Annotated in this window: 10 protein-coding genes; 2 read left to right on the top strand and 8 right to left on the bottom strand. The window is 39.9% G+C overall.

Features of this window, described 5'->3' with window-relative positions:
- The 8 genes from NQ546_RS08020 to NQ546_RS07985 form a co-directional block, all read right to left on the bottom strand.
- The gene (locus NQ546_RS08020) at positions 1 to 1,989 is read right to left on the bottom strand and encodes a cellulase family glycosylhydrolase (protein ID WP_004289598.1); all 1,989 of its coding nucleotides are present in this window, start codon (positions 1,987 to 1,989) and stop codon (positions 1 to 3) included.
- A gap of 104 nt (positions 1,990 to 2,093) precedes the next feature.
- Positions 2,094 to 4,253 (bottom strand): endo-1,4-beta-xylanase, encoded by a 2,160-nt coding sequence (locus NQ546_RS08015; RefSeq protein ID WP_004289597.1) that lies wholly within the window; start codon positions 4,251 to 4,253, stop codon positions 2,094 to 2,096.
- Between the two features lie 11 nt (positions 4,254 to 4,264).
- Positions 4,265 to 5,311, bottom strand: a complete 1,047-nt coding sequence (locus tag NQ546_RS08010; RefSeq protein ID WP_004289596.1) for a DUF5627 domain-containing protein — start codon at positions 5,309 to 5,311, stop codon at positions 4,265 to 4,267.
- Positions 5,312 to 5,340: 29 nt separating this feature from the next.
- Positions 5,341 to 7,149 carry a RagB/SusD family nutrient uptake outer membrane protein gene (locus tag NQ546_RS08005; protein ID WP_004289595.1) on the bottom strand — a complete coding sequence of 603 codons (1,809 nt, stop codon included), beginning with the start codon at positions 7,147 to 7,149 and terminating at the stop codon, positions 5,341 to 5,343.
- A 16-nt stretch (positions 7,150 to 7,165) separates the two neighbouring features.
- The gene (locus NQ546_RS08000) at positions 7,166 to 10,030 is read right to left on the bottom strand and encodes a SusC/RagA family TonB-linked outer membrane protein (RefSeq protein WP_004289594.1); all 2,865 of its coding nucleotides are present in this window, start codon (positions 10,028 to 10,030) and stop codon (positions 7,166 to 7,168) included.
- Between the two features lie 44 nt (positions 10,031 to 10,074).
- Positions 10,075 to 12,018 carry a RagB/SusD family nutrient uptake outer membrane protein gene (locus NQ546_RS07995; protein WP_039953214.1) on the bottom strand — a complete coding sequence of 648 codons (1,944 nt, stop codon included), beginning with the start codon at positions 12,016 to 12,018 and terminating at the stop codon, positions 10,075 to 10,077.
- An 11-nt stretch (positions 12,019 to 12,029) separates the two neighbouring features.
- Positions 12,030 to 15,191 carry a SusC/RagA family TonB-linked outer membrane protein gene (locus NQ546_RS07990; RefSeq protein ID WP_004294249.1) on the bottom strand — a complete coding sequence of 1,054 codons (3,162 nt, stop codon included), beginning with the start codon at positions 15,189 to 15,191 and terminating at the stop codon, positions 12,030 to 12,032.
- Positions 15,192 to 15,456: 265 nt separating this feature from the next.
- Positions 15,457 to 17,190, bottom strand: coding sequence for a glycoside hydrolase family 43 protein (locus NQ546_RS07985; protein ID WP_004289591.1), 1,734 nt, complete (start codon positions 17,188 to 17,190; stop codon positions 15,457 to 15,459).
- A gap of 751 nt (positions 17,191 to 17,941) precedes the next feature.
- On the opposite strand from NQ546_RS07985, the gene miaA reads away from it, so the two are divergent.
- The gene (miaA, locus tag NQ546_RS07980; RefSeq protein WP_004289588.1) at positions 17,942 to 18,862 is read left to right on the top strand and encodes a tRNA (adenosine(37)-N6)-dimethylallyltransferase MiaA; all 921 of its coding nucleotides are present in this window, start codon (positions 17,942 to 17,944) and stop codon (positions 18,860 to 18,862) included.
- 69 nt (positions 18,863 to 18,931) lie between these two features.
- Positions 18,932 to 19,858, top strand: a complete 927-nt coding sequence (locus NQ546_RS07975; RefSeq protein WP_004289587.1) for a diacylglycerol/lipid kinase family protein — start codon at positions 18,932 to 18,934, stop codon at positions 19,856 to 19,858.

Genomic DNA, 19,858 nt, shown 5'->3' with positions numbered 1-19,858 from the left:
TCATTCCAAGTTTACCCGATTTATAATAATCGGCTTGTTACCAGTAGACCAGAATCCGACAATGTATAAATGAGAAGGATCAATCTTTGTTCCGTTCTTGTCTTTCATATTTTGCAGGTCTACTGTAACCTTACGTGATGAACCGAAATCGTAGGTCGCGGGATCCGTCCAATAATTATTTTTGTCAAAGATGCGAAAAGAGGCACCACTCGTATTATCATTGCCCAGTTCCACAGTTATCGTGCGATAAGCAGAAAGATTCAGTCCGGAAGAGAATTGCCAACCACCAAAGCCATATTGTCCGGTTATCAACGTGCGAGTATTTTCATCAAAGCTGCCTTTTTCCCAGATAGAAGGATCAAAAGCTTCTTTCGTCAATGAAAAAGGATGAAGAACCGTAACTGCAAGTGTCAGTGTACCGGAAGCTCTCGTCACAGGATGCTGATAGTTTATTGTCACTGTTGCATTTCCCGGAGCAACTCCTACCAGTTTGCCCGCCCGCTCCACAGCCAGCACTGAAGAGTTGGAACTGCTGATATCGGCTTCTGCCGTAACCATTCGTGTAGAACCGTCGGAATAGACAGCGCGTACTTTAAGGTAATTCACTCCACCCATCGGCAAGTTCAAAGTACCCTCCTGCCCCATAAGTTCCAATCTTACAGGTGCACCGTTCACCACCACACCATCGGCATACTCCTTAAACCAATGGTACATAGCCCATGGGCAAGCCTCAGGATCATTGAGGAACGTATAATTGCCGGAAGTGCCCGGTATATCTTTAAAAGCTGCCAGTTCATGTGACCTCGTGGTAAAGAAAAGCCAGGATACATTACCCGAATTATCGGCAATATATTTGAAGTTGGCCCCAAAGCCCTTTTCTCCTGCCACTCCCGTTATACTCTTTCCCCAAGTGGCATTGTACTTCTTGGGCGCCCAGTCTATTTCAGTCACCATGATAGGAGCAAAAGCCGCCACCGGCCCTACTTGGGCATCCCAACCACGCTGGAAGCTTTCATAACCTCCACCGGTAGAAGAGCCTATACCTTCGCTACTGTCTTCCTCAGCGTCACTGCCATACCAACCGGGATAGCAATGTACGGCAAAACCGATATTCTCACCTTGGATACGGTATTTAGCATAACCGGCATAAGACGACTGATAAGACAATCCCGGTACCCAGATAATATTACGGCTGTTGGCACGAATCTTATCTACTATGGCTTGGAAATAGAGTTGAAGGTTCTGGAAATGCCCGTCACCCGTACTGCCATAAGTACCGTCCGTACCTTTTATCTTGACGGGTTCATTGGCAAGTTCGAACATTACGCCAGTGTTGTTTTTCAATTTAGGATGTTGTGAAACGATATTCCATACCTTGAGCAAGAACTGCTGATAAGAGTCTCCCAACTCAATCCCCTGATAGGGTGCTTCGTTGGGGCATACACCCGGCGGACGCATCACTACGTACATGCCCTTGGACATAAAATATTCCGCCATCGGTACAAACAATTCATCAAGATACTTCCGGAAACGGAACTCGGAGAAACGTTCATGCCCCTCATACCGTACAGACTGCATAGCAGGATCATCGCTCCAATAAGGATCGAGGTGCATTCGTACAAAGTTAAACTTCCAGCCGGCAGCTAGAATCCCGTCCACCATACTCTTATTATAATTGAGACAGCCCTGCACATCATAATTATTCCAAGCATTATTATTAAAGAAAGGGCTGTAAGTCTGTGTAAAACCATGCAGATTAATGATTTCTCCCTTTTCATTTTTCAAATAACGCCCCACCACACTCAAAGCGGGTAACACACTGTTTTGATTATTTCCACAATTTTCCGAATCATCATCGGGGTTTGGTTCTTCCACATCCGGTTGGGGTGGTTCTGGTTTCAACTTCTCCGGTATCGAATCATCGGAACAAGCTGAGAGAAACACGAACAAAAATAAAAGAATACTTACTGTATTTTTCATGTTTTTCATTTATCTTATCGAATTAACTAACCTAATTCCCTATAACGGACAAAAGGCTATAAAGGCGACGGGTGCGCCCTGCGAATCCCGTCGCCTTTTTCTATAAGATGCTTTTATTTACCAGCTAAGCCATCGGCAAAACCAGCATAGGTATGCTTACGATTATAATTCAAATCCCAAAGACCGATAGGTTGTCCTTTTCTCCAACCTGAATCTGCAGGACTGTCCGTAGCAGCCCACTGTGTAATTCCATACTGTTGTGCTACCGGAATGATTTCAAAATACTTCTGAATAATGAATTTGTAGAAATCAGACATCTTCTGATGCTGTTCAAAAGTAACCAATTCAGTCTTGATACCTTCACCAAATGCCTTTTCCACAATACCCATATCTAATTCTGTAATCTTAATCAACTTACCACTTGCGGCCAACAACTCAAACATATTAACAATAGATTCTTCCTGTTTCTTCTGATCAGCCTCATTCAAGATATAGCTAACATGCATCTGTGTACCGATACCGTCGATCTTTGTTTCACCATCAGATTCCCAACGTTTGATCCAATTAATCAAACTCTTTACTTTTTTATTGTCATCCCACCAAGATTCCAGATTATAGTCGTTGATGAAGAGTTTCAAATCTCCAGAATTACCACCATTTTCTGCAAAATATTTGCGGGCAAACTTGATTGGAACACGAGCATAATCATCGCCCAAGAAGTCTTGCCAGTAGAAGTTCTGTCCCCCTACTCCATTATCGTCCGGATTGGTAGCTGATTGAAGAGCATAATTACCATTACCATCATCACCACCTCCAGAAATAGGTTCATTCACAACATCCCATGCAGTTACAGAGCCTCCGCAGGCTTCCATCATGCCTTTTATCCAACGTTCAAGCTCGTTGGTGAGTACTTCTTTCTTTTCTTCAGGAGTTAAAGGAATACCACTACTTGATTTCTGCCAATAAATAGATAAATCTTCAATATAAATAGTACCGGCATACTTACCATAATTTAGAAGGAAACGAGTGGCAGCATCACCTGTACAATTTGTATTTACCGTAACCTCTTTCCAATCTGTTGTAATCGCTATAGAAGGAAAATCTCCTCTCCCTTCATATCCTTCAGGTTTCTGGAAAGCAGCTCCAATGCTACCAGCTACACTACCCTTAATTTTCATTTTCAAGAAATAGGTAGTTCCTTCGGTTAATGGAGATGAGAAATCGTAACCAGCCTGTGCCTCCCAAGGATTTACTTCAGACGGGTTCGTTAATTCCATCACTCCATTATTTACTACCCGAGTGGAATTATTACCCCAGCCAATCATATTATTACTGGAGAAATCGTCCTCTACAACATATACATCGGTTAATACACCTCCCACTGATTCTAAATGCGTCACCTTCACACTTTTTATATCAATAGTTCCTGCAAAATTACCAGATTGTAACATTACAAAACTATCACCAGTATGTTTGCCTACGAGTTCAGCAGATACCTCTTTCCATTCATTAGTAATATCTATCTTCACATCGGAAGTTTTTCCCCAATTTCCTAAAACCAAGGTAATCTGTCCTGCAGATGAAGCTTTTATATTCAGTGTAACCTTATAACTCGTCCCTTCTACAGTAGGAATTTTATCAGCTATATGGTACTGAACACTATAAAATTCTTGCCTTACCGAATTATTAGTTACAGTCAATGCTCCATCCTTTACTTCAATAGCATCAGGACCTTGAGACCAATATGAATAACTACCAAGAGTTGAGTAATCCACAGCACCATCTTCCACCTCTTTTTTCGCATCCGGATCGATTTCCACTTCCTTATCTGCAATCAAACTATTCAGCCACTTATTATTCTGCTGTGAATGCCAGCAAAGCGTATGCCCATAAACTGTCAATCCAGCAGTCTTTGCCGCCTCTACAAACTTCGTCACTGTACCGAAATCCATACTTCCATCATCTGCCACAATGGATGCATACTTCATAGCATTACCTGCTACTACCTCATCAAAATTAGTAACAGCCACGCTACGAACCATTTCTCCTTTCAGAAAATCATTAGCTGCGACCCCTGTTCCCAACTTAAAGTTAGGATGAGTACTACGGTCTATATATGTCTTCAATGCGTCATACGCATTAAGATACTCATATTGGGCTATGCTCTCTGGTTTCTCCGTCTTAAAATCGACGAATTTATCGTCGGCACAAGAGGCTGAAATAAACAACAAAGCCAAACCGAAATATTTATTTATGCTATTTTTCATAATCATATCTCCAAAATTTAATTAGCTTTATACTTGGGAGCAAATACCTCCAACTTATTAGTTCCGCGTGTTTGCAACACCAACGTATCTTTCGTAGCAATTTGTTTAAATCCGAAATCCACATCGTATTCGAGATAGATAGCATCCCGGTCCTTATTTCCCCAAGAATTTTTCTCTCCATCTTCTACAAACTTTCCAGAGCCTGTTGCCGAAACTCCTGTAGTTCCCGAAGTTATGGTACATTCGTTATCATCATTGAAAGTCAATAGCAAATCACAGTTCACTGTTGTACCATTAGTAGAAGTCGTACTAATAGGAAAAACAGCTGTGTTTAACGAACGGGTAGTAATACCACAAACTTCATCCTTTTCCACAGACTGAGCATGACGTTCAGAGGTTGTAACCGTTCCATTTTCTGTAATTTTGTCTATTCCACGACGCAAATAAGAAGCATGCCATGGGTTCATATATTTTACACAATAGAGAACATAATCCTTTGGCAACACACTCCAATAATCAGAATTAGTACGCACCGGTTTATCGCCTTCAATCAGAGGAGTGCCTGTTAAAATTCGGTCGGCACCAGTCTGTCCTTTCATCACCACAGGAATAACATAATTGCATCCTAACGCTTTTTCATCAGCAAAAAATGCATCTGTGAGTTGTACCTCTACATTTCCCCAATGTTCACCATTGTAAGAGATTTTATCTCCAGCCAGTGTGTAATAGGTGGAAGGCATAGGCAATACCGGTGTCCCATCTTCAAAAAAGAGATTGTCGCAAAGTGTATTGTCCACAGCAATATCTATAGTAATATCTCTACCTCCGTATGCACCTCCCATCGTGGCATAAATGGCACACTTATGCTGACGGTCAAGAGAATTGTCTACTATTTCATCATTACCGAGCACTATTGTACGTACCGGATACTGATAGGCAAAATACACAGAGGTCCCCCCCTCATAATCGGGAAAAGATTTATCTGCATTCTCGCATGAAGCAAAAGCAAATGCCAAGCCTCCTAAGGCCATTGTAGATAATAATTTATATAATTTCATTTCCATATTCTTTTTTGCATTTTATAATTATGAGATTACCATCCCTTATTTTGTTGCAGATTACTCCATTTCAACATCTCGCCATAAGGAATAGGGCCGTAATACATATAATCTTTATAGTTTCTGTTTTCTACCTCAATCACCTTATAATTCAGGCTCTCACCCGCTTTTTCTATCTGCATACCTTTAGCTTTCTCGTCCAAAGGCATTTTCCAGCGGCGAATGTCCCAGAAACGTTTATTTTCAAAACAAAGTTCTATACGACGTTCGTTACGAATGAGCTGGGCCATTTTGTCTTTGTCCCCTTTGACACTTTCCAAATAAGCATCTCCATTATCAGTTCCCACTCCACCGCGGGCACGAATTGCCTTTATCACATCATAGGCACTATAGGCATTACTACCCTTGCCTGTCGGTCCCCAAGCATCATTAGCAGCTTCGGCATAAGCAAGAAATATCTCCGTATAACGAATACGAACCGGAATATGATACTTAGCATTCAGCGAATTTGGGTTAGCGTTACAATCCTCACGTAACAACTTACGCATATAATAACCCGTACGTGTGGAGGTATTCAATTGGTTCAAACCATTATCTTGTTTATTATCCTCGTCAGGATAAAGACCGGTAATAATAGTCTTATCCTTAAATTCAGCACCGTTAAACAAAATATATTTCTCCAAACGAGGATCACGACCAGTGTAAGGAGCGTTTTCCGAATAACCGCTATTAGCCTTATCAGCGATAGGATAACCATTGGCCATGGGGAAAGCATCTACTAAGTTTTGGGTAGGATTGATACGCCCGCTACCATAAAATGTAGGTGGGAAATTGTCTTTTTCCTGCTTTATTCCCATATCCCAATCTTCCGTTCCAATGCTTTTATTCCCTCTCCAAAGAATTTCAGCAGGAACTTCACCCGAACCTAAATTGTCAAGTTCTTCCGTATTCATATACCAAGTATGACCTTTAGGATCAAGGCCTGTTACACCACCAATACGGTTCAACACTGCCGCTGCATAATTTGCAGCCGTTTCTGAAGTAACCTCTGAACCATCTCTGTACGCAGGACTAGCAGCAAGTAACGCTACTTGCGCCTTAATAGCTTCAACAATTCTCATTGTAAGGCGGCCACGTTGATAAGTACCAAAAACAAGATTATAGTTTCCCAACTGAGCACCTATCTCTTTGTATTTAGCAGGCACTTCAGCATCACTGTCAATATTTTCATAATCTAGCGGTAATAGTTCGGATGCCAATTTCAAATCTTCAAGAATTTGCTGTACACACTCACTAAAAGGAGCACGTGCCTGATTGAAATCAGAAGTAGTACTTTCCGGTTCAAGAAGCATTGGTACACCTAATAGCTTACCATCTTCTGTCCAGCCACCATGAGCCATTAGCAAATAGTAATAATTAAGTGCACGAAGTCCATAAGCTTCTCCACTGAGTTTATCAATAAACATTTTATTGGTCACCTCATTTTTTGCCCAACTCACCTGATCAACAATGCTCAAAAATGTATTAAGGTATTGTATGGCGGCTTTACGGGCTTGCCACTGCTCCATAGGATTGTTGTTTGATGCCCATGCCCCAAGAGCCATTTTAGAATAATTGCTTTCCTTATCATTGGTTACTGCATCATCTGTAGCGATATCACTTACACTAGTGTTTTCGTACGGTAACATAGCATAACCATATCCCAATAGACCTACTGCATAATTGGGGTCTGTAAGCATCTCTTCAACGCCACGATTGTTTTCCTTAGCAGGTTCAAAAAGATCCTCACAAGCGGAAAGAGTAGCTAGTAGAACTGTAGATAATATGATATTTCTTAGTTTCATTTGTTCTATTTTTTAATTAAAATACTGCTTTTACACCAATATTATAGAACCTGGTTTGCGGTGCACTCCCCACGTTCATCTCCATATGTTTGCGCTCTTTTGAGATTGTAAGCAGATTTGCACCACTTACATAAGCAGAAAATTCACGAAGGAAAGTATTGCGCAATACCCGTTTGGGTAAATCATAGGTAATCTGTACTTTTGCCAAATCAAAACGATTGGTTTTATACAACCAATAGTCTGAAGAACGGAAGTTATTACTTGAACTTTTAGCTGATAAGCGTGGATAAGTCGCAGTAGCTGCTGTTTCTTCAGTCCAGCGATTACGAACGATAGCAGAATATTTATCATCTCCATCTACCCAATAGTAAGAATTATTCTTCATACCATAAGCACCGAATCCTCCTGTACCCAATGCAAAAAACGTAAAGTTTTTCCACTTAGCCGTAAAGTTTATGCCGAGCGTGAAAGGCGATCCATACCATCCTCCTTTACCTAAATAAATTTCATCTTTCTCGTCAATTACATCATCTCCGTTCTGGTCTACATATTTTATATCACCAGGTCGAACTGTGCTACCCAACTTTTGTTCCGGACTGTTTTTTATCTCCCCCTCACTTTGAAACAATCCTGCACTTTGAAGTCCCCAAACGCCATCAACAGGTTTACCCTTACGATATCGATAAGCATCATCATAAATTTCATCACGTTTAGTTATTTTGGTATCATAATATGTTCCTGATACACCAAGTGACAAATCAAACTCCCCAAAACGCTTGTTAGCATTCACGCTAAAATCAAAACCCATACGGCGGTTATTATTATAATTCATAACTGCCATGAACGATGCAGCCGGATAACCTGTATTAAGATGCGACGGGAAGAAAGTGGGCTGATTAATCAAATATCCTTCAGTAGAATTAATGAAGAATGAAGCATCTGCTGTTATCAATCTATTCCACAGTGACGTCTTGAGATTTGCAGAAAACTCTTTACGTTTTATGAATGAAAGGTCTTTATTCTGTCCCCTGGTAGAAATAGTATACTTACCAGCCGGACCATCATACCATGAATAACCATCATTTTGCGTCCATACTGATTCATAAAGGTAAAATTCCTTATCTCCCATCACCAAATCAATGTCCTGATTAAGAATACTACCAGATACACTGAATAGCAAATCATCAACAACAGGAGAATCTTTCAGGAAGTTTTCGCCACTCAAACGCCAACCCAATGTCAGCGAAGGAGAAAGAGCCTGACGATGTCCTTCAGCAAGTTTGGCCGAGTGAATGAGCGCTGCACCAAAATCTGCATAATAACGCTGCTGATAATTATAACCTAACTGCAATGCCAAATTAGCATTACTGATGCGATGATATTGAGCAGAAACTGTCTGCTGATAACCATTAGCTATAAGCATAGCCGACACATTGTGATGCTTTTTGAACGTATTTTGATAATTAAATTGCCCAGAGAATGCAATCATCTGTTTATCAGAACTTCCACCAACATTTTGAGTTCCAGGTTTCTCATCATTACCTTCTTTGGTGAGTGCTACAATAACATCTTTTCCACCGTAGTTGGCCCAGGTAGGAATGAACACTGCATAGTTATTATCAAAAGAGGTTGAATAAGAAGTAGCATAATCTACTGCAAACATTGCATTAAAAGAGAGACCTTTCAACACTTTGTCCAAATTAACATTCACTCCTGTATCAAACTGAAATTGACGACTTGTCCACTTGCTGCTTCCTGCTGCATAACTATCAGCAAACGCATTAGTAGGATTTGCCTGACTACCGGATAAGAAATACTTACCATCAATAATATTGGAAGTAGTGCTTAACAGTTCCCATACAGCCGAAGCATTAGGATCAATCATGTCTAAAGGAATAAGTGGAGCTGCATTTTGCGGGAAGTTAGGACGTACTGTTGCCGCAGCATTCCAATAGTCACCTTTCGCGCTTTTCGAATTATAAAATGTAGCATTCGCATTAATATAAGCGCTGATAAAACTATTGATATCCACATCCACATTACCACGTACGTTGAAACGATCCGTCATATTATTCTTAGCTTCACCAAAATCAAGAAAATCGCCATTACGATAATAGCTCACATTACTGTAGAAACGCGCACGTTTTCCACCACCGGTAATTTCAGCTGTTACTTCCGAACGATTATACGCTTTCTTTACATAATCCGAAGAATAATAATTGATATTAGGATAACGATAAGGATTCAATCCTGAACCATGATTATAGATTTGCTCTGCTGTATAAAGAGGCTTTGCAGTAGGATCATCATTCAAAAGAGCTTCATTATAAAGGGTCATATATTCGGCAGAACCCAAATATTCAGGATATGCCTTAGCCACATGAACTCCTGTATTAGCCCTAACGCTAACATTTAATCCCTCTACATTACCACGTTTAGTAGTAATTACAACTGCACCTTTGGCTGCTTTACTACCATAAAGGACCACAGCTTGTGCACCTTTCAGGAAGGAAATCTGGGCTATTTCAGAAGGCATTACATTATTTGCGTCACGTGGCACACCATCAACTAAAACTAAGTAGCCAGCATTATCGCCATCCATTCCCCACAGCGAGTTACCATTCCAACCACCGACATAGCCTTGCATATTATCTAAGCTATAGGTGTTATAATTCTTTTTCGTAAGTTCCTCTACATTGACAACAGAGACACCACCCAAAAGGTCTTTCTGGGCTACCTTACGAAAAGCTACCTGTACCATTTGGTCTTTTTTGTTTGCCAATGAATCGGTTTCATTCCAATCTGCAGCCTGAGCACTGGCAAACACCGAAGAAGTGGCCAGCATAGTACAGAGAATGAATCTTGCTTGTATATATTTCATTGTTTATTCATTTATTGTTAAACATACTTTGTAGCTTTCCACGATTACCAACCGGGATTCTGTCCGAATTCAGGATAAAGATACACATCGTCATCGGGCAAGGGGAACCAATAATGCTTCGTACCAAACACACGCTTTACAATCAATTCATGACGATAGTTTGCAACTTCTGCATTCGCAGGATCGTTTGTCTTATAAAATTCAGGACTTTCTACGCGATCGAATTCTACAGAATATTTCTCTGTATAAGGAGCTTCTGTAAGTAACAACCAACGCTGGAGATCATTAAAACGAAAACCTTCCATAGATAGTTCCACAGCACGTTCACGACGTATTTCATCCATAAATTTCTTATTATCCGCTATATAAGAAGTATGAACGCCTTTTGCACCACAGCGAGTACGAATCTTATTAATTGCATCAAGAGCGGTTAGTGAACAGTTCTCCGATTTGAAAGATGCACCACCGACAGCAGCACAGCTTTCAGCGTACATTAAATAAATATCCGCCAAACGCATATACGGTAAATAAGTATGTAAGTTACTACCCCAATCATATTCCTTATCACCTTCATTACAAGTGTGAGGAACAAGTTTCTGGAAGAAATAACCTGTACGACTACCGAGATCTGCAGAACGCATGTCTGCACCAGTAGAAAGATCACAATAAGCATAAGGTTTTTGCGCATCAGATAATTTATCCTCAGCCAAAACAAAGTGGAAGCCATCAAATACTATATCATGATAAAAACGCGGATCTCTATCCTTAAACGGATATCGCTCATCAAATCTAGAGTTCGGATCATCAACAGGAAGCCCATTTGCCATGCCATACATTTTTACAAGGTTAGCAGTCGGCAAATGTATAATCTTATCATGAGCAACAAGCCCTGCAACTTTCGGCCCCCATAATTTTGTCATATTCCAGTTACTTCCATTATAATCAGCAGAAGGTCCACGGAATATAGCTTCAACAGAACCTGGCATTAACCAACCTTGCCGGCGTGTATAAAAAATATCAGAATAGCAAGTCTTAGCATCATTCGCTTTCTCATGATTATAAATATTCTTATAATTAAATTCAGCAAGAGCATATTGCGTATCTCCATTCTCTACTAACGTCAGTAACTCACCGAATGCTTGTGCGGCTTTTTTACAATATTCTTCATCATAATTGTAAGTATTAGCACCTCCAAGTTGTGCACCATTTTTCATTAGAGGACTGCCAGCCCACAGATAATTTTTACCAAGATAACCCAATGCCATTATTTTATTAATTCGCAATTGGTTCTTGCCTTCTGTTGCTTTACCAGTAGATGTTTTATCCCAATCAACTGGAAGTAAATCTGCAGCCTTACGAAAATCTGCTGCTGCTTTGTCTGCACATTCCTGATAACTTAATCTCGGCAAAGTCAATTCTTGAGTAGCATCAAGCACTTGATCAATATAAGGCAGTCCACCCCAATAAGTCATCAATTCAAAGTGCCACCATGCACGAAAGAAATAAAGTTGACCTGCGATCAAATCTTTTTCTTCCTGAGTACCAACCAATTTATCTAAATTAGCAAGACCTACATTAGCCTTACGTATGCAATACCAAGAATGCGGCCACAAAGAATGTTGAAATTTATCAGTAGATGCCGGATTACTGGGATTTCTATATAGCCAGCACTGACCATTACTTTGCCAAGCGCGGAAATTACCTAAATCGGCCTGATGCGTCATATGTGCATCTCCCATAGAATTGAAAAGTTCATCATCACCCCAATTCCAAGATGTACAGTAATTACATTTTTCCTTATCAGGTATGCAATTGTATATTTCTTCTATGAACCCTTGAAAATTACGAAAGTTCTTGAACGCATCTTCTTCAGAGACCGTCGATTCTGGACTCTTGTCCAAATAATCTTCGCAAGATGTCATGCAGAATCCTACTGAAAAAGACAAAAGACCTGCATAAAACAGAGTTTTATATGTATTATATTTCATCTTGTACATTATTATAATGTGAATTTAATACCAAAGTTATAACGTTTCACCGTAGGATAAGCACCTAAATAACCAGCTCCTGAAAGATTTGCCTCGCGGTCATCGGGCATACGTGTCCATAACCAAAGATTATTGCCATTGACATAAATCTTTAAATTGCCTAATCCAAGTTTCCTGATCCATCCTTTATTCCAAGTATAAGCTAATTCAACATTCTTTAAACGAATATAGGAACCGTCATATAGGAATTGAGTTCCATCATTATAACTTGGTGTAGAGTTCCAACGAGGTACAACTACATCTGCATTGGGAGTAGCTTTTGACCACCATGTACCATTATCGAATACAGTGTTCAATTTACTGCCAAAACTATTAAGGGCAACGTCACGAGTGACATTAGTCACACCGTAGAATTGTGCAAATGCACTGAATCCTTTCCACTCAAATCCCACTGTCGCATTAAACGTATTCTCAGGCGAATTTGTATAGCCATAGGGTGCTTGGTCTTTGTTATCTACCACACCATCACCATTGAAATCGACAATGTAGTAATCTCCTACTAGTTTTTGAGAATCGTTGGCATCATGAGCTGGAGCACCAAACAATTGGTCATAACTCTGAATAAAACCTGCATCGATATAAGAAGTATATTGATTTACACTATGTCCAGCAGATTTTTGATATGCAGGACGCAAAGCCTGGTCATCTTTCACTAAAACCTTATTTCTAGCATGAGTCATACTGAAGTTTCCCCAAAGACGTAAATCATTAGCAAATGTCTTGTTGATACGTAGCTCCAGTTCATATCCGCTTGTACGAATCTTACCTTTATTAACAGATGGAGGTGTTCCACCAAAATAAGACGGAATAGAACGATCACCACCATAAACAAAAATATTAGAACGTACATCCCGGAAAAATTCCACACTACCGGCAAATAATCCCTCAAGAAATGAATAGTCTATACCAATATTCAGTTTTTTCACAACTTCCCATTGAATATCTTTGTTGCCAATAGCTGACTCACGATACCATGTATAAATACTTTCTGTATGATTTAGATCCATCACAGTGTGCCCACCATAAGCCCACTGGTTCATATAGAGCCAACGACGACTAGAATCAAAAGGATCGGGCCCCAATTGGTCAGAACCAATTTCACCATAAGAAGCACGTACTTTCAGCATGTCAACTATTTTCTTTTCACGGAAGAACTTCATAAAAGGCTCCTCACTAACCATCCAACCGATAGCTCCTGAATTGAAAAAAGCAAAACGATTCTCAGGACTAAACTTTTCAGAGCCATTATATGCGCCATTATACTCAATAAAATAACGGTCTGCATAATTATAAGTAGTACGGAATGCCCAGTCTTCACGATAAGTAGGCATTACACTCCCTCGTGCATTTTCCTGGCGGCTAAACAATCCCATAGCTGTTACGTTATGTTTTCCAAAACTACGTACCCAATTTAATTGTGCCTGATAATAAAGATTACGAACAGTTTGACCATTATCTACTGCACCAGGAGAAGTACTCCAATTGACACCTTGGGTCCAATCAAAACCATTATTGGTATCATAGGATTGTTCATATCGTTCCTGACCTGTATCTGGATCGATCCACTTGTGTTGTGCACTATTAAACAAATCATTGATACCACGATTGTTTTCAACAAAAACATTATCCCAAGAAACAGTAGCCCGAGCAGAAAGTCCTTTGGTTATAAACTTCAAATCTTGTTCTAATGTAAAATCTGTATTGATACGTGTTGTTGTAACCTGCATCGTACCACCTAAAGAAATATTTTCCGCCGAGTTAGTTGTATTGGATACAAGTGGATACATACCCCAACTACCATCAGAATATTGCGGTAGAAACACATCTGGAGCAATATTGTATGCACCTGACCATTGCTGACCAATCTGCCATTCAGAATGTCCTGTATTACTCCATGGAGCTTTACGAATGGCATTGGAACCTGCTAAATTTACTTTTAACACAGTAGTTTTTGTAATATTGAAATCCAAATTACTGCGCACATTAATACGGTCATATCCATAACCAGAGTTATACCCACGCCCGTTATCATAAACTCTAAAAAGGTCTCCTTCATGCACATAATCAGCAGAAGCAAAATACTTTACAAACTTCGTACCACCGCTAATATTTATATTAGCATTATAAGACATTGTATTATCTTTAAACAAAGCTTTTTGCCAATCGACGTTAGGATAACGTTCTCTCTGTTCAACAGTAGTCTGGTTGCGATAGTTTTCAATAAACGATTGAGGACGAATATATTCCCATGAATCCGGCCTCAAAGCCAACTCATGTTCAATAGCCGTATTACGGAACATCAGTGCATCATAGGAGTCATACTTATTAGGCAGTTTTGAAGGAGATTTTAAAGTAGCATTGAAACCTACATCTATTTTAGCACTACCCTCCGTACCACGTTTTGTTGTTACAAGAATTACACCATTAGCACCTTTTACACCATAGACAGCAGTTGCTGAAGCATCTTTCAATACAGAAATAGATTGTACAGAACTAATATCTACAGAACTCATAGGACGCTCGATACCATCTACTAATACCAATGGGTCTTCGTTGTTATTCCATGAGCTTGCACCACGAATAGTTATTTTCGGCTCTTCTTCGCCAGGCATACCCGTACCTTGAGTAGTAACAACCCCCGGTAAGTTACCTGTCAAAGCAGCACCTATGTCTGAAACACCAGCTGCCCGTTCCAAAACCTTACCTGTTGTTTGGGTTATGGCACCAACTACCGATGCTTTCTTTTGCTGACCATACCCAACTACCACTACCTCTTCTAACTGCTGAGAATCATCTTCCAAGGTTATTTTGATCAAACCTTTCGAAGTCGCTTTTACCTCTTTGGACTTCATTCCCACAAACGAAACAATAAGAGTAGGGTTTTCATTGGGCACAGTCAGTATGAAATTACCATCTATATCTGAAATCGTACCTATTGAATTATTACCTTTTAATACCACTGAGGCACCAATGACCGTCTCACCGTTATTGTCAAAGACAGTTCCCCTTACCGTTATCCCACTTTGTGCCGATGCCATCAGACAGCTGAACAGCATAAGTAAAAACAGGTAAGGAATCTTTTGATTTTTTTTTGTTACATTTTTCATTACCACTAGTTTAAGATGTTAATTAACTACATTGTTCTCTAATCATCAGTCATTTTTTAATAGCCTTAGCTATCGTCATACATACATTTCATTTTTATTAGTATAAGATTAATAAACGCTAACAGTTAACATGTTTTATTTTACCGCACAAATATATTTAATGTATATAAAAAATAATTGTGGAGGTGTTCCACATACCCACATAAACGTTACATAGGATTTGTTGCATGTAACAGAAGTTGTCCTTCATGTTACATGCAACAATAAAAGATCATTTACAAGTGGCGTACAGTCCTATCACGCTACCTGTAAATCCACCAGCCGTAGTTGTGGAAAGATAGCTTGCATCAACGTCTTTACAGAGCAATGTCCAATCTTTTTCTCCTTTCAAGGAATAATAAAAATCATAATGAGTACCTTGAGATATAACTTTCAAATAAATCTCTTTTGTGTTTCCAGAAATAGTATCAGAAGCCAATATCTGTTCAGACTCTCCAATTCGTTTCAGGAAAACGGACTTATTTTCTCCTTGCCTATTTACTGCAAATAAATACTGATGCTTTTCATCTTTAAACAATAACATACCAGCCTTATCCTTTTCATTGGAAGGATTAAACAACATACGGGTAGTAGATTCGAATTTATGATGCTGCATACGACGGCAAACAAAAGCAGGAGTATCTTTTTCAGCAGCACTGACATCAGCACACTTCAAGGTCAAAAAGCCCGGAGTGTCGGATAAAGAATACAATTCAGTAGCAGGAGCACGCAATGTTATCCACTGCATACCCAAAGAAGCATTATCAAAATCTTCAATCTCTTCAAAGTTACCAAAGGTAACACTGGCATCACGCTTTACGCCAGTTCGTTTTAGAATCAGAGGAACAGTTTCATTCCCTTGCGTCATATAAGGGAAGCCATCTTCGCTCCACCTTACCGGCATTAAAAATGTTTCACGCCCCAAATTTTCAAACTTATTATTTATAGGACGGCATGCCAAAAATACAGCCCACCAATCACCTTCTTTGGTTTGTATCAAGTCAGCATGACCGGCACACGTAATCGGATTAGGACGTTCGGCACTGAGATGACGTTGTGTTAATATTGGATTTTTCGTCCAAGGAGTAAAAGTTCCCATCGGAGAATCACTGCGGAAAATAACTTCAGAATGCCAGGTACTCGTGCCACCTTCTGCATCCATAAGGAAATATTTTCCATTGATCTTATACATATGAGGACCTTCTATCCAAATAGGTTTTTCCTCCGGATGCACACCTTTGTTTACCAGTATTTTGCGAGGTCCAATTGTTTTATCCGATTTTACATCAAACTCTTGTATGCGGATTGTGCGATGCCCGCTATACTCAGGTTTATAATCCGGAGCATCATCATTATTTACAATATAAGCTTTCCCATCTTCATCAAAAAAGAAAGACGGATCTATTCCGCCCACTTCAGGCAGCATAATAGGATCAGACCACTCTCCAAAAGGATCCTGAGTTTTCACAAAGAAATTACCGGCTCCAACATTGGTGGTTACCATATAATAAGTCTTATTGTGGGGATTATATGAAATTGCCGGTGCAAAAATTCCTCCACTCACATGCTGTCCTTTCATATTGACCAGTTGGGAAGGACGGCTAAGAACATGTCCCACCTGTTTCCAGTTTACTAAATCTCTACTATGAAAGATAGGTACGCCCGGAAAATAAGTAAAAGTAGAAGTCACTAAAAAATAGTCTCCTTCCCCATTCGTACATATACTCGGATCCGAATACCAACCAGGCAAAATAGGATTATAAAACGACTCATCATCGGGCAATGGATTTTCCTTATAAAAATCATCATTACCTTTATAAGTAAAATAATCAAAAAGGGCTGTAGAATCCTTAACAGCAGGCAGATTTCCATTTGCTTTAGATAAATTGCAAGACGAAAAACCTCCCAATGTACCGGCAGAAACTACTAAGGCCGATAAAATTGCAAAAAAAGATCTTTTATTCATCAATACTCGATTTTATAGTTATTAATATTTTTAAGGCAGACGAAAGATAAAGTGTTCTTCATATTTGCATGTTTCATAATATGAGTAGTTTTATATTTCTGGCTTTTCTGCGACAAATGTACAAAAGGCACACATGCGATTAAAAAAATCGTATTACATGTTTTTTTGACAACATTACATATTTCTTTCGTATGTTACATTCTTTATCGTACATGTAACACACGCTTAAGTAATCCATTATATATCAAAAGTTAAATTCGAACACCTTTTACATCGCCGCAACAGCCTTATAAAAGCAATAAAAGCATAGAATATAGCATAAAAACAGAACGAAAATATTTCATCCCTAAAGAACAAGTATAGATATAGGCTAATCACATTGTATACCTATAAGGAAAGAATATACTCAGATTTTTACATTTTTGTCCTTGATTTGCAGCAAGAAAAGAAAAGTACAGAGCAAAAAAAAGGAGTACCGCTGTACTCCAACCTTTGTTAACCTTAAATCTAATACTATGAAAAACACATTGCAAAGATACGGACTCTTGGGATATTTGCAAACTATCCAAGAAAAAAAGCATGTTTCATAACACCTTTTAAGAAGAGCCACTCTGTTTTTTACTTCCTTTTTCAGACAGTCTTCTCAAGTGTAAAGAAAAGTTGCATCTTCTCAGAACAAAATGAACCACTTCATTTTATTCTGCCCATAAATTACACTATCTTTGTATTCAAATTAATAAATACTCATTATATGCCTGACTATGATTTAATTGCCATATTAGGTCCCACAGCATCCGGCAAAACTCCATTTGCCGCTGCATTGGCAGCAGAGCTAAATACAGAAATAATCAGTGCCGACTCTCGGCAAATATACCGTAACATGGATCTTGGTACAGGTAAAGACCTTGCCGACTATACAGTGAATGGCAAACAAATACCTTATCATCTCATTGACATTGCCGATCCGGGATATAAGTACAACGTCTTTGAATATCAACGTGATTTTCTGACCGCCTATGAAAGTATTAAACAAAAGGGTTGTCTGCCCATTGTATGCGGCGGAACTGGAATGTATTTAGAATCGGTACTCAAAGGATACAAATTGCTGCCCGTACCCGAAAATCCGGAATTACGCATCCGCTTAGCAGGCAAGTCCTTGGAAGAACTCACCGAAATGTTGAAAACCTATAAAAACTTGCATAATACGACGGATGTAGATACGGTGAAACGGGCAATCCGCGCCATTGAGATTGAAGAATATTATGCCCACACACCGGTAGACAAGCGTTCTTTTCCGCTATTGAACAGCCTCATTATCGGTGTGAACATAGACCGCGAACTGCGGCGTGAGAAAATCACCCGCCGCCTGCGCCAAAGGTTGGACGAAGGAATGATAGACGAAGTGCGCCGATTGATAGAGCAAGGGATTCCACCCGAAGATCTCATCTACTACGGATTGGAGTACAAATATCTGACACTTTACGTCATTGGCAAACTGACCTACGACGAAATGTTCAACCAACTGGAGACAGCTATCCATCAGTTTGCCAAACGCCAGATGACCTGGTTTCGGGGAATGGAGAGGCGGGGATTTACCATCCACTGGATAAACGTCCAATGGCCTATGGAAGAAAAGATAGCCTTTGTAAAGTCAAAACTCAAAGAGATTTAGTATCTTTGACGGCAACGCTGGCTAAACAGCAAATATGGAAATGTTAGACTTATTAAAAGGGACGAACATATGAGTGTAGAACCCAATAAATGGGGAGTGATCTATAACCCCAAAGCCGGAACGCGTAAAGTACAGAAACGGTGGAAAGAAATTAAAGCATATATGGACAGCAAAGGTGTGTCTTATGACTACGTGCAGTCCGAAGGGTTCGGTTCGGTAGAGCGTCTGGCGGGAATTCTTGCCAACAACGGATATCGCACCATTGTCATTGTAGGTGGTGACGGCGCACTGAACGACGCAATCAACGGCATCATGCTCTCCAATGCAGAAGATAAAGAGAATATTGCTATCGGCATCATCCCCAACGGAATAGGTAACGATTTTGCCAAATACTGGGAGATGAGTTCGGAATACAAGGATGCGGTAGATTGCATCATAAACAACCGCCGTCGAAAAATAGATGTAGGCACGTGCTACTACTATGACGGCGAAAAGCATATGACCCGCTACTTTCTGAATGCCATCAATATCGGGCTTGGAGCCAGTATCGTAAAAATCACCGACCAATGCAAACGTTTTTGGGGTGTGAAGTTCCTGTCCTATTTCATGGCATTCCTTTCACTGATATTCGAACGGAAACTATACCGCATGCACCTTAAAATAAACGGCGAACACATACGCGGGCGCATTATGACAGTATGCATAGGCAGTGCATGGGGATACGGGCAAGCTCCCAGTGCAGTGCCTTACAATGGTTGGTTGGACGTATCAGTTATCTATCGCCCCGAATTATTGCAGCTTTTTTCGGGAATATGGATGTTAATGGAAGGAAGAATCCTCAACCATAAAGTGGTAAAACCCTACCGTACCCAAAAGATAAAAGTATTACGTGCCCAAAACGCTTCCGTCGACTTGGACGGGCGTATTCTCGACCGTCATTTTCCATTAGACATCGGAGTGCTGCACGAAGCAATCACACTGATTATACCAAACTGA

This window comes from Bacteroides eggerthii (genome assembly GCF_025146565.1).
In the GTDB taxonomy this organism is placed as follows: domain Bacteria; phylum Bacteroidota; class Bacteroidia; order Bacteroidales; family Bacteroidaceae; genus Bacteroides; species Bacteroides eggerthii.
The sequence above is the reverse complement of the archived record's forward strand: the minus strand, read 5'-3'. Positions and strand labels throughout refer to the sequence as shown.

Bases quoted from the DNA above. Each gene is read 5' to 3' on its own strand.
- NQ546_RS08000 (WP_004289594.1), bottom strand. From the start codon at position 10,030: ATGAAATATATACAAGCAAGATTCATTCTCTGTACTATGCTGGCCACT.
- NQ546_RS08020 (WP_004289598.1), bottom strand. From the start codon at position 1,989: ATGAAAAACATGAAAAATACAGTAAGTATTCTTTTATTTTTGTTCGTG.
- NQ546_RS08010 (WP_004289596.1), bottom strand. From the start codon at position 5,311: ATGGAAATGAAATTATATAAATTATTATCTACAATGGCCTTAGGAGGC.
- NQ546_RS08005 (WP_004289595.1), bottom strand. From the start codon at position 7,149: ATGAAACTAAGAAATATCATATTATCTACAGTTCTACTAGCTACTCTT.
- NQ546_RS08015 (WP_004289597.1), bottom strand. From the start codon at position 4,253: ATGATTATGAAAAATAGCATAAATAAATATTTCGGTTTGGCTTTGTTG.
- miaA (WP_004289588.1), top strand. From the start codon at position 17,942: ATGCCTGACTATGATTTAATTGCCATATTAGGTCCCACAGCATCCGGC.
- NQ546_RS07975 (WP_004289587.1), top strand. From the start codon at position 18,932: ATGAGTGTAGAACCCAATAAATGGGGAGTGATCTATAACCCCAAAGCC.
- NQ546_RS07985 (WP_004289591.1), bottom strand. From the start codon at position 17,190: ATGAATAAAAGATCTTTTTTTGCAATTTTATCGGCCTTAGTAGTTTCT.
- NQ546_RS07995 (WP_039953214.1), bottom strand. From the start codon at position 12,018: ATGAAATATAATACATATAAAACTCTGTTTTATGCAGGTCTTTTGTCT.